Origin of the sequence: Novosphingobium sp. (assembly GCF_019748365.1) — a bacterium.
GTDB lineage: Bacteria > Pseudomonadota > Alphaproteobacteria > Sphingomonadales > Sphingomonadaceae > Novosphingobium.
Map to the genome: position 1 here is coordinate 1 of NZ_JAIEPN010000167.1, position 11,345 is coordinate 11,345.

An 11,345-nucleotide genomic window follows, 5' to 3' on the forward strand; every position below is an offset into this window, starting at 1 on the left:
GCGAGCCAGGCCTCGGCGGCGCAGCGCGCGGGCCGCGCGGCGCGGCAGGGGCCGGGCGTCGCCTATCGCTTGTGGGAAGAAGCGGCGCACGCCGGGCGCGAGGCGTTTGATCCGCCGGAAATCCTGACGAGCGATCTGACCCCGCTGGCGCTGACGCTGGCCCAATGGGGCGCGGGCGATCCGGCGGAGATGGCGTGGATCGATCCACCGTCTGCGGCAGCCATGGCGGCGGCGCGGGCGGCTTTGGCGGCGCTGGGGGCGCTGGATGACGAGGGCCGGATTACAGCACATGGCCGCGCGATGGCGTCGCTGCCGATGGAGCCGGCGCTGGCCCATATGCTGCTGTTCGCCGCCGCGCGGGGGCAGGCGGAAGATGCGGCGCGGCTGGCCTTGCTGCTGCAGGAGCGCGGGCTTGGCGGGCGGGGCGAGGATCTTGCCGCACGGCTTGAGCGCTGGTCGCGCGAAAGGGGCGGGCGGGCGGAGGCCTCGCGCAAGTTGGCCTCGCGCTGGGCGAGGGCCGCCGAGCACGCCGCACGGGAGCTTGCCGCAGAGCAAGGACCGCAAGTGTCGCTTGGCGCGCTGCTCGCCGAAGCCTTCCCGGAACGGATCGCGCGGGCGCGATCGGCGAGCGGGGAGGAATGGCTGGCCTCGGGTGGGCGGGGCTACCGGCTCGATCCGGCAAGTTCGCTGGTCCGTGCACCGTGGCTGGTGATCGGCGATGCGCAGGGTGAGGCCAAGGGCGCGCGGATCACGGCGGCGGTGGCGCTGGAGGAAGCCGAGGTGACCCGGCACATCGCGCACCGGATCGAGGCGCGGCATGCGCTGAGCTGGAACGCAGCGGAGGCACGCGTCGAAGCGCGGCTCGAACGGCGGCTCGGCGCGGTCGTGCTGGCGCGAGTGCCCGATCCTTCGCCGCCGGCCGAGGCGGTGGAAGCGCTGCTGCTGGAGCGCTTCCGCGCAGAGGGGGTGGCGCTGCTACCGCTGGGCGAGAAGGCCTTGGCGCTGATCGAGCGGGCGCGGTACGCGGGGCTGGGCGCGCTTTCCGATGCGGCGCTGCTGGCCGATGCGGAGGAATGGCTGGGGCCGCTGCTGGCCGGGCGGCGCGATTTCCAGATCGGGGCGGGCAAGCTGCATGAGGCGTTGCTGGGTCGGCTCGACTGGAACGCCCGGAGCACGCTCGACCGTCTGGCACCGGCGGAGTTTACTTCGCCCGCAGGGACCAGCCATGCTATCGACTATGCGCATGAGGGCGGACCGGCGGTGGAACTGCGCGTGCAGGCGCTGTTCGGGCTGGACCGGCATCCGATGGTAGGCGATCCGCCCCGGCCATTGCTGCTTTCGCTGACCTCGCCGGGGCAGAAGCCGATCCAGACGACCGCCGATTTGCCAGGCTTCTGGCGCGGTTCGTGGCGCGATGTGGTGAAGGACATGAAGGGCCGCTATCCCAAGCACCGCTGGCCGGATGCTCCGTGGGAGGAAGAGGCGAGCCTGAGGACCAAGAACGCATTTCAGGCGGGGAAGCGTTAGATCGTCGGGGCTGCGCTGTTGTGCTCTGGATTCCCGCCTGCGCGGGAATGACGAAAGACACACCAACCTTCGTCATTCCCGCGCAGGCGGGAATCCAGAGCCTCACACACCGCATTCCGAACCAACCCGCACTTGATTTCAAAGCCGATTCGTGGCCAAGGGGCGCACATGACTGCACGCATCTACCAGCGCCCGAAAAACGCCATGCAATCGGGCAAGTCGCGCACTGACCAGTGGGTTCTTGAATTCGCACCGGCCGAGGCGCGCAAGCCCGATCCGCTGATGGGCTGGGCCGGCTCCGGCGATACGCAAGTGCAGGTCGTGCTGACCTTCGGTTCGGCGGAAGAGGCCAAGGCCTATGCCGACAAGTATGGCATTGCCGCCCATGTCAGCCCGGTGCCGCCGAAGCGCCTCAAGCTGCAGAGCTACGCCGACAACTTCCGGTAAGGCCCCCTCCGTCAGCCGTTCGGGTTGCCACCTCTCCATTTGTGCTTCGCAAAAATGGAGAGGATTTGGGGAGCATTGATTTTTGTGACGGCTACCGCCATATGCGCGGCGGGAGTCGGGCGGACGTTTGCTGTCGCCAACCTGGTCAGGTCCGGAAGGAAGCAGCCACAACGATGTGCGGCGGGTCGCCCGGCTCCTTCAATCCCCGCCAGATATGCCCTTCATCCGCGAGCGCGCTTCGTTGCGAGAGCCTGTCGCGGGCACCACGCCGCTGACTTTGCCGAGGCCGAAGGGGACCATATTGCCGTAGATGGTCTCGCTGCCATGTTCGGGCACGACATAGGTCTCATGGAAGATGCCGACGGTCCCGTCATTGCCGATGGCCTTGTTGAAGGCGGTCCAGGCCGGCCAATGCTGCTTTTCGCGGGCGCGGGCGTATGCCTCGAGGCTGTCGAAATCGCGCCAGTACTGGAGCAGGACGACCGTGCGCAGGCTGCGCAGGAGAAATTCGTAGCCGAGAAAGCCGCTCGTCGGATCGCGCGAGACTTCGGCGAGCATCGGACCCATTGATTGGAACACCGGCCACCACTTGCCCACCTTGTGGAAGTGATTGATCCGCATGCCGATCACGAAGACAACAAGGGGGCCCTGATGGGCGGCGGTCATCCGTCCGGGCGTGATGGTGCTCATGCCGGGAAGGTTCTCGTTTGTGCCCTGTCTGTCAATCCCCGGAGAGTTGGGGCAGGGGGCTTCGACAATTGGCGCGGGAGAGCCTAATCAAGGGCCATGGTCGATTCCACCGACATGTTTGGCGCGCCTATCGAGGATGAGCCCGAGGACGAGGGTCCCTCGGCGGCGGAGCTTGAGGCAGCGGGGCAGGCCTCGATGTTCGGCGATCCGGCGCCCGCGCCCGTTGTGCGTGAGGAAAGGGCGGCGCCGCCGGTTGCAGCCCCGGCGCCTGCGCCAGCACCCTCAGGCCAGCCCTACCGCGTGCTGGCGCGCAAGTACCGCCCGCAGACCTTTGCCGAACTGATCGGGCAGGACGCGATGGTCCAGACGCTGGGCAACGCAATCCGGCGCGGGCGGCTGGCGCATGCCTTCCTGATGACCGGCGTGCGCGGGGTGGGCAAGACCTCCACCGCGCGCCTCATCGCCAAGGCGCTCAACTGCATCGGGCCGGACGGGCAGAGCGGACCGACGATCGATCCTTGCGGGGTCTGCGAGCCCTGCGTGGCGATTGCCGAGGGCCGGCACATCGACGTGATCGAGATGGACGCGGCGAGCCACACTGGCGTCGACGACGTGCGCGAGATCATCGAGGCGGTGCGCTATGCGGCGGTTTCGGCGCGCTACAAGATCTACATCATCGACGAAGTGCACATGCTGTCGCGCAACGCCTTCAACGCGCTGTTGAAGACGCTGGAAGAGCCGCCGGCGCATGTGAAGTTCCTCTTCGCGACCACGGAAGTGGACAAGCTGCCGGTGACGGTGCTCTCGCGCTGCCAGCGGTTCGACTTGCGGCGGATCCAGACGCCGGTGCTCGCCGCGCATTTTGGCAAAGTCTGCGAGGCGGAGAACGTTGCGGCCGAGGACGAGGCGCTCGCGATGATCGCCGCTGCCGCCGAAGGTTCGGTGCGCGACGGGCTGTCGATCCTCGATCAGGCGATCAGCCATGCCGATATGGCGGGCGGAGGAGCCGTTACAGCCGAGCAGGTCCGCGAGATGCTGGGCCTTGCCGACAAGACCATGCAGCGCCGCCTGTTCAGTGCGGTGATCGGCGGCAAGGGCGACGGCGTGCTGGAGGAAGTGGCGAGCCAGTTTGCGCTGGGGATCGAGCCCACCGCGATGATGCGTGCGCAGCTTGACCTCGTCCACAAGGTGACGGTGGCGCAGATTTCGGGTGCGGCGGACGCGCGTTCGTCCGAAGAGCGGGAGGCTCTGGAAGACTGGGCCAAGAAGCTCGGCGCGGGCGCGCTGCACCGGCTGTGGCAATTGCTGCTCAAGGGCTACGAGGAAGTACGCGGTGCGCCCGATCCGCTGGTGGCGGCGCAGATGGCGCTGCTGCGGGTGATGCACGCGGCGGACTTGCCAGACCCAGGCGGGCTGATCAAACAGCTCGAAGCCTTTGCTGCCAATCCGCCTGCCATGCAGGTAGGAGCACCGACTGGCGGGGCCGCGCCGGTTGCTGCTGCCCCGCCGAGCGCGGAGGCCAAGGCGGCCCAGATATCAGGGCAGTGGGCGCACCTTGTCGAGCAGGTCGAACAGATCTCGCCGCTGATCGGTTCGGCCATGCGGCTTTCGGTGCGGGTGGTCTCGCTTGCGCCGGGGTACCTCGTCTATGCGCTGGCGCCCGGCATTCCGGGTGATCCCACAGCGGACATGCGGCGCGGGCTGGAAGGCGCGACCGGCGGGTCGTGGCGGGTCGAGCGCACCGGCGATCTTTCTGCCGCCATGCCCAGCCTTGAGGAAGCGCGCGCCGCAGCTGCCGCGCGCGAGGACGCCGCGCTGCGTGAAGACCCGCTGGTGCGCGCCGCTTTCGCTGCGTTTCCGGGGGCTGAAATGATCGACGAAACCACTATATCCGCCACCGAACGGAAACCTTGGAGCAAACGCGCATGAAGTCGATGGAAGAGATGATCCAGGCCGCACAGGCTGCCGCCCAGACCATCCAGAAGCAGATGGAGGACGCGCAAGGCAAGCTTGACCAGATCGAAGTGGAAGGTGTGGCCGGCGGCGGGCTCGTCAGGATCAAGGCTTCGGCCAAGGGACGCGTGATAGGTGTCGCGATTGATGACAGCCTGATGGACAAGGCCGAGAAGGGCATTCTCGAAGACCTGATCGCCGCCGCCTTCAACGATTGCCGCCAGCGCGCCGATGCGGCCGCAGCGGAAGAAATGCAGAAAGTGCAGATGGCGGCGGGCATTCCGCCAGGCTTCAAGCTGCCGTTCTAAACGGGCACTCTGCCGCGCGACCTTTGTGTGACAGTCTGGCGTCCGGGGGACACAGGCGTTATACCGATCTGTCACAAAAATCTCACGGGCCGCCGGTTGCCAGCCGGCTGGCCTTATAAAGGTCGTTTCCCCCTGAGCGCATTTGCCCTGCTTGCTGCCGCCGCCCTGGCCAGTGCCCCTCCTGCCGATGCCCAGCTTGCGGCTGCTCCCCCGGTTGCGGCCTCGCCCTCCACTCGGTCTGCCGCCGCCACGCCGGACCCGCTTCCCCCGCTTGCGGGCGAAATCCCCCCGCCTTCAGGCGAGATCGTCGTATCCGGCGCGCAGAAGGCTCCGCCCGAAGACCCACTCGCGAAGGCGAACCAGACAAGCTACGAAGTGCTGCAGAAGGCGGATGATCTTGTCGTCGGCCCGGTGGCGAGCGGCTATCAGAAAGCCGTGCCGCGCCCGCTGCGCATGGCGCTGCGCAATTTCATCCGCAACCTGCGCGAACCGGTAGCGGCGGCGGCCTTCCTGCTTGAACTCAAGCCTGGCAAGATGTTCGAGACGGTGGGGCGGTTCGGCATCAACTCCACCATCGGCCTCGGCGGCACGATCGACGTTGCCCGAAGCAAGCCGTTCAACCTGCCCTATCGCCAGAACGGCCTTGCCAATGTGCTCGGCTATTATGGCGTGGGGCCGGGTCCCTATCTGTTTCTGCCGCTCGTCGGGCCGACGACGGTGCGCGATCTTGTGGGCCTGTTCGCGGACCGGCTGGCCGTGCCGCTCGCGGTGGGAAGCCCGTTCAACCAGGCCTGGTATGCCCTGCCAATGGGCGTGATCGACGCGCTCGACTACCGCAACGAGGCGGACGAGGACTTCAAGCGCCTGCGCAACGCAGCCGATCCCTATTCGACCTATCGCCGCGTTTACCTGCAATCGCGCATCGACCAGATTGAGGCGCTGCACGGGCGCGGGCCGCTGGCGAAAGGCCAGACCCGCTATGGCCCGTTCGCGCGGCCGATCGGGGCGGCGACGGCGCCCGTTTCGGCGGCCGAGAAGCGCGTGATCGAACAGGATGACAAGGCAGCTGATGCGGCAGCGATGCCGGAGCAAGCGCCAGCTGCGCCTGCCGCTCAGCCAGCACCTGCGGTGGAGGCACCCCCGGCTCCGCCCGCGCCGGTGTTCATTTCTGAGCCGGTAGTGCAGCCGCTGCCCTGAGCTTGGCCTTCGCGGCCTGATCTCTCGCGCCCTCATCCACAATCCCGGCACAACGGGCCATTGCGGGCAGGGGGGAGGGCTCCCATATTCAGTTTCAAGAGAACCTGCCGTTCTCTCTCCCGGCGGCAGGGCGAATGGAATTGAAGCTATGACACAGTATCCCTTGCTTCCCTTGCGCGACATTGTCGTGTTCCCCGGCATGGTCGTGCCGCTCTTCGTCGGCCGCGAGAAATCGGTCTCGGCGCTGGAAGTGGCCATGGCTGGCTCGAAGGAAATCTTCCTTCTCGCGCAGCTCGATCCCGGTTGCGACGATCCGGACCGCGACGACCTTTATGATACCGGCGTGATCGCCACGGTGCTGCAACTGCTGAAGCTGCCCGATGGCACTGTGCGCGTGCTCGTCGAAGGCCAGAAGCGCGCCGAGCTGAAGGCGCTGACGACCGAGACCGCAAACGAGGGCGAACTGGTGAGGGCCGAAGTCGAGCTGATCGAGGCGGCGGACGTCTCCGGCGCCGAGATCGCGGGCATGATGCGCTCGGTGGTCGAGCAGTTCGGCGAATATGCCAAGCTTTCCAAGAAGCTGCCGCAGGATGCGGGTTCGCAGCTCGGCGATATCGAAGATGCCGGCAAGCTGGCAGACGCGGTCGCCGCGAACCTTGCCGCGCGCGTCGCGGAGAAGCAGGCGGTGCTGGCCGAGGCCGATCCCCTCAAGCGGCTCGAAATGGTGCTCTCGTTCATGGAGGGCGAGCTTGGCGTGCTGCAGGTGGAGCGCAAGATCCGTGGCCGCGTGAAGCGCCAGATGGAGAAGACGCAGCGCGAGTACTACCTCAACGAGCAATTGAAGGCGATTCAGTCGGAGCTGGGCGGCGGCGATGATGGCGAAGGCAACGAGATTGCCGAGCTGCAGGAAAAGATCGACACGCTCAAGCTTTCCAAGGAAGCGCGCACCAAGGCGACTGCCGAACTCAAGAAGCTGCGCACGATGCAGCCGATGAGCGCCGAGGCGACCGTCATCCGCAACTACCTCGACGTGCTGCTTGGCCTGCCCTGGGGCAAGAAGTCGAAGCTCAAGAAGGACATCGCGGCGGCGCAGGCGATCCTCGATGCCGATCACTACGCGCTCGACAAGGTCAAGGACCGCATCATCGAGTACCTTGCGGTGCAGGCGCGCACCAACAAGCTGAAGGGGCCGATCCTGTGCCTCGTCGGCCCGCCGGGCGTCGGCAAGACCTCGCTGGGCAAGTCGATCGCCAAGGCGACCGGCCGCCAGTTCGTGCGCCAGTCCTTGGGCGGCGTGCGCGACGAGGCCGAAATCCGCGGCCACCGCCGCACCTACATCGGCTCTCTGCCGGGCAAGATCGTGACCAATCTCAAGAAGACCGGCACGTCGAACCCGCTGTTCCTGCTCGATGAAATCGACAAGCTCGGTCAAGACTTCCGCGGCGATCCGGCTTCGGCACTGCTTGAAGTGCTCGATCCCGAGCAGAACGCCAAGTTCCAGGATCATTACCTCGAGATCGATATCGATCTTTCGGACGTGATGTTCGTGTGCACCGCCAACAGTCTCAATCTGCCGCAGGCACTGCTCGACCGCATGGAGATCATCCGGCTCGAAGGTTATACCGAGGACGAGAAGGTCGAGATCGCCGAAAGGCACCTGATCGCCAAGCAGATCGAAGCGCACGGGCTGAAGCAGGGCGAGTTCACGCTGGAGCCGGCCGCGCTGCGCGACCTGATCCGCTATTACACTCGCGAGGCGGGCGTGCGCACGCTGGAGCGCGAGATTGCGCGACTGGCGAGGAAGGCGCTGCGGCGGATCCTTGAGAAGAAGGACACTGCGGTCACCATCACGCCTGAAAACCTCGCCGACTTTGCCGGTGTGCGCAAGTTCCGCCACGGCATGTCCGACGAGGAGAACCAGGTCGGCGCGGTGACGGGGCTGGCCTGGACCGAAGTGGGCGGCGAACTGCTGACGATCGAAAGCGTGACGGTGCCCGGCAAGGGCGCGGTCAAGACCACAGGCAAGCTCGGCGAAGTGATGAGCGAGAGCGTCCAGATGGCCTTCAGCTTCGTCAAGGCGCGCGGGCCGCAGTACGGGATCAAGCCTTCGATCTTCAACCGCAAGGACCTGCACATCCACTTGCCCGAAGGCGCCGTGCCCAAGGACGGCCCGAGCGCGGGCGTGGGCATGGTGACGGCGATGGTTTCGACGCTGACCGGCATTCCGGTGCGCGCCGATGTGGCGATGACCGGTGAGGTCACGCTGCGGGGCCGCGTACTCGCCATCGGCGGGCTGAAGGAAAAGCTGCTCGCGGCGCTGCGCGGCGGCATCAAGACGGTTCTGATCCCCGAAGAGAACCGCAAGGACCTTGCCGAGATCCCGGCCAACATCCGCGACGGGCTGGAGATCATCCCGGTGAGCCATGTCGACGAGGTGCTGGCGCGTGCGTTGGCTGCGCCGACCGAGGCGATCGAATGGACCGAGGCGGATGAAATGGCGGCCGGTCCGGCGCCGGCATTGAGCAGCGGGGCGACTGTGGCAACGGCGCACTGAACGCGCAGGTTTTGCGGTGCAGCATGAATTGTCATGCTGCACCCTTGCGCTGCAGCATTAACCTTCGGGTTGCCAGCCCCTATCCCACAGTGCGGGAACCGGCCTCGACTTGTCAGAAACAGGCCGGATTCCGGCGCTTTTTCGGCGATTCCGGGCGTTTTTGGCTTTGACAGCGGATTCTTTCTCGGCTCTCTTCCCCGCAGCCGAATTTCGATTCAGGCAGCCGGTTGTTTGCAAAAAAGCCAATGGGGGTTTCGCAATGAACAAGAACGATCTGATCAGCGCTGTGGCCGATGCGAGCGGTCTTTCGAAGGGTGACGCAACGAAGGCGGTTGAAGCCGTTTTCGACAGCGTGACCTCTGCGCTGGCCAAGGGTGATGAAGTCCGTCTCGTCGGTTTCGGCACTTTCTCGGTTGCCAAGCGCAAGGCGTCGACCGGGCGCAACCCGCGCACGGGTGAACCGATGTCGATCAAGGCTTCGGCCCAGCCGAAGTTCAAGGCCGGCAAGGGCCTGAAGGACGCGGTCAACTAAGGCAGCGAACGGCATTTGCGCGCGGCCGGACCGGGCCCCGCGCGGGACGCACCAAAAACGCCGCGCCGGGTTTCCGGGGCGGCGTTTTTGGTTGGCGCGCTACTTGGCCAGCTTGATCAGTGCGGTAGGGGCAGTCGCGGTGCGCGCGTCCACCTTCCAGTCGAGCCGCGAGAGTCCGGCGGGGCCTTCGGCTTGCGGGCCCTCGTCGGTGTTGTTGGCAAGGATCTGGCCATCCGTGCGCAGGGTGAACGTGCCCTCGGCGATGGGCGGACCATCGGCGCCGGGCTTTGCGCCCGGCTTCGCGCTTCCCTTCATGCCGCCCATGGCCCCCGCCATGGCGCCAAGGCCCGGCATGACCGGATTGGCTGCCGCCGTGCTGAAGGCCGGCGCATCGACCCGCACGCTGCCATCGGCGCGGCGGATCAGCGAGACGAACGGCATGACCATGGGCAGACGCTCGATCGTGGGGAAAGTGAAATCGTGATCGAGTCGGCCGGTCGCGGTGTAGTCCACCACGAATTTGCCGCCGCCCTTGCTGATGACCGAGGCATAACCCTCCTGGCGCGCGAGACGCTGGGCAAAGGCTTCCGCCGCCTTGGGATCGTCGGGATCGACCCCGCCCATGAAGGCTTGCATCATCTTGCGGTTCTGCACGTCCTCTTGCGCCTTGGCGGCCTTGCGCGCCTTTTGTTCGTCGCTCCATTTCGCGCGCTGCTGGGCGATCTCGGCCGCGCTGCAATCATGCGCCTCGTCGGTCGTGGGATCGGTGCAGGGCTGCTGTTCGAAGGGTTCGGCTGGAATTGCTTCCGCTTTGGCGCTTTTGCTGCCCTGCGCCAGCGCTGCCAGAATGATCTCGCCCTTGTAGTGGAGCGTGAAGGTCCCGTCTCGGCGCAGCATGAGATCACTGGCAAACTTGCCGGGCAGCACCATGCAACCCGCCAGCAACAGCAGCACGGCAGCGGCGCCGAACGCGGCGGCGATCCTGCGATTGGATTTCATGGCTCATCCCCCCTTTCGCGCAAAGGGTGAGGGCCGGCTGGATCAGTCGGTCTCGCCCCGAGTCGCGACAGCATAGAGCGCAATCGCTGCCGCATTCGAAACATTCAGGCTTTCTATGGCGGAAACAATCGGCAGCCGCGCGATGGCATCGCAGTGCAGCGCGACATTGTGCCTGAGGCCTTCGCCTTCCGCGCCGAGCACCAGCGCGACCGGACCGGCAGGGACAGCGGACGGGAACACCGCGCTGCCATCGCCATCGAGCCCGATGCGCCAGTATCCCGCCTCGGCGATCTGTTCGAGCGCGCGCGCAAGATTGACGACGCGCACCCAGGGCACGATTTCCAGCGCGCCCGAGGCTGACTTGGCGATCGTGCCGGATTCGGGCGGCGCATGGCGATCCTGCGTGATCAGCGCAGCGGCACCGAAGGCGGCGCAGCTTCTGAGGATCGCGCCGACATTGTGCGGATCGGTGACCGAATCGAGCAGGACCAGCGTGCGGCCATCCGCCTCGTCGAGCACATCGGCGAGCGCGACATCATCAAGCGCGAGGCAATCGAGCACGAGCCCCTGATGCGGGGCATCGCGCGCGACGAGCCGGGCGAGGTCGGCAGCTTGCGCGTATTCAACCGGCAGCGAGGGGGGTAACTCGGCGTCGTTGTCGTCAAGCAGCGACTGAATCGCCTCGCGCGTGCCCCACAGCTTCTTGGCGCTGCGTGCCGGGTTGGTGAGCGCCGCCTCAACCGCATGACGGCCCCACAGCCGCACCGCGCCGGTCGAGGCCCGGCCCGAACCACGCCCGCCCTGCATCCGCCCGGCACGCCCGCGCATGGGCTTCGAGCGGCCGGTGTTTTCATCGCGCTTGGGCATTGCCTGGCTTTCCATGCTTGAAATGAGAGCCCGGCCCATGCCAGCCGCCCCATTGACAGGCAAGGGCATTGACAGGCGCGCAGCGCTTCGCCAAAGGGGCGCCTCACTCGGCCGGGGCTGCCCTTTCTCACGAAATGGCGGCGCACAATCGGAAGCTCGCTTCCGGACCGGCAACTCTGGTGTGGACAGGTGGCCGAGTGGTTAAAGGCAGCAGACTGTAAATCTGCCCGCGCAAGCGTACGCTAGTTCGAATCTAGCCCTGTCCACCACC

Annotated in this window: 10 protein-coding genes, 1 tRNA gene and 1 other RNA gene; 9 read left to right on the forward strand and 3 right to left on the reverse strand. The window is 66.4% G+C overall.

Annotated elements, in window-relative coordinates; all coding sequences use genetic code 11:
- The 3 genes from K5Q19_RS18260 to ffs all read left to right on the forward strand — a co-directional run.
- Nucleotides 1-1,527, forward strand: a 1,527-nt coding sequence (locus K5Q19_RS18260) for an ATP-dependent helicase C-terminal domain-containing protein (RefSeq protein WP_292948208.1), incomplete at its 5' end; no start/stop codon positions are given.
- Between the two features lie 168 nt (nucleotides 1,528-1,695).
- On the forward strand, nucleotides 1,696-1,974 hold the full coding sequence (locus K5Q19_RS18265) for an ETC complex I subunit (protein WP_292948210.1): 279 nt from the start codon (nucleotides 1,696-1,698) through the stop codon (nucleotides 1,972-1,974).
- 108 nt (nucleotides 1,975-2,082) lie between these two features.
- An RNA gene (gene ffs / locus K5Q19_RS18270) (signal recognition particle sRNA small type) lies at nucleotides 2,083-2,177 on the forward strand.
- On the opposite strand, the gene K5Q19_RS18275 is transcribed toward ffs, so the two are convergent.
- Nucleotides 2,173-2,664 carry a DUF4188 domain-containing protein gene (locus tag K5Q19_RS18275; protein WP_292948212.1) on the reverse strand — a complete coding sequence of 164 codons (492 nt, stop codon included), beginning with the start codon at nucleotides 2,662-2,664 and terminating at the stop codon, nucleotides 2,173-2,175. The two genes, ffs and K5Q19_RS18275, sit on opposite strands and share 5 nt — an antisense overlap.
- Before the next feature lie 96 nt (nucleotides 2,665-2,760).
- Between K5Q19_RS18275 and K5Q19_RS18280 the strand changes: the two genes are divergently transcribed.
- The 5 genes from K5Q19_RS18280 (at nucleotide 2,761) to K5Q19_RS18300 (ending at nucleotide 9,208) form a co-directional block, all read left to right on the forward strand.
- Nucleotides 2,761-4,593 (forward strand): DNA polymerase III subunit gamma/tau, encoded by a 1,833-nt coding sequence (locus K5Q19_RS18280; RefSeq protein WP_292948214.1) that lies wholly within the window; start codon nucleotides 2,761-2,763, stop codon nucleotides 4,591-4,593.
- Nucleotides 4,590-4,925, forward strand: coding sequence for a YbaB/EbfC family nucleoid-associated protein (locus K5Q19_RS18285; RefSeq protein ID WP_292948216.1), 336 nt, complete (start codon nucleotides 4,590-4,592; stop codon nucleotides 4,923-4,925). The genes K5Q19_RS18280 and K5Q19_RS18285 overlap by 4 nt, the downstream gene beginning before the upstream one ends.
- 96 nt (nucleotides 4,926-5,021) lie before the next feature.
- Complete coding sequence (locus tag K5Q19_RS18290; RefSeq protein ID WP_292948218.1) at nucleotides 5,022-6,122, forward strand: VacJ family lipoprotein; 1,101 nt, start codon at nucleotides 5,022-5,024, stop codon at nucleotides 6,120-6,122.
- A 148-nt stretch (nucleotides 6,123-6,270) separates the two neighbouring features.
- Entirely contained in the window at nucleotides 6,271-8,676 is a 2,406-nt protein-coding gene (lon, locus tag K5Q19_RS18295; protein ID WP_292948220.1) for an endopeptidase La, read from the forward strand.
- Between the two features lie 259 nt (nucleotides 8,677-8,935).
- Nucleotides 8,936-9,208, forward strand: coding sequence for an HU family DNA-binding protein (locus K5Q19_RS18300; RefSeq protein WP_054121870.1), 273 nt, complete (start codon nucleotides 8,936-8,938; stop codon nucleotides 9,206-9,208).
- A gap of 99 nt (nucleotides 9,209-9,307) precedes the next feature.
- Here K5Q19_RS18300 and K5Q19_RS18305 read toward each other — a convergent pair whose 3' ends face one another.
- Nucleotides 9,308-10,207, reverse strand: a complete 900-nt coding sequence (locus K5Q19_RS18305) for a hypothetical protein (protein ID WP_292948222.1) — start codon at nucleotides 10,205-10,207, stop codon at nucleotides 9,308-9,310.
- Between the two features lie 42 nt (nucleotides 10,208-10,249).
- Entirely contained in the window at nucleotides 10,250-11,074 is an 825-nt protein-coding gene (locus K5Q19_RS18310; protein ID WP_292948223.1) for an RNA methyltransferase, read from the reverse strand.
- A 183-nt stretch (nucleotides 11,075-11,257) separates the two neighbouring features.
- Between K5Q19_RS18310 and K5Q19_RS18315 the strand changes: the two genes are divergently transcribed.
- Nucleotides 11,258-11,343: transfer RNA gene (locus K5Q19_RS18315), tRNA-Tyr, on the forward strand.
- The last annotated feature ends 2 nt before the right edge of the window (nucleotides 11,344-11,345 follow it).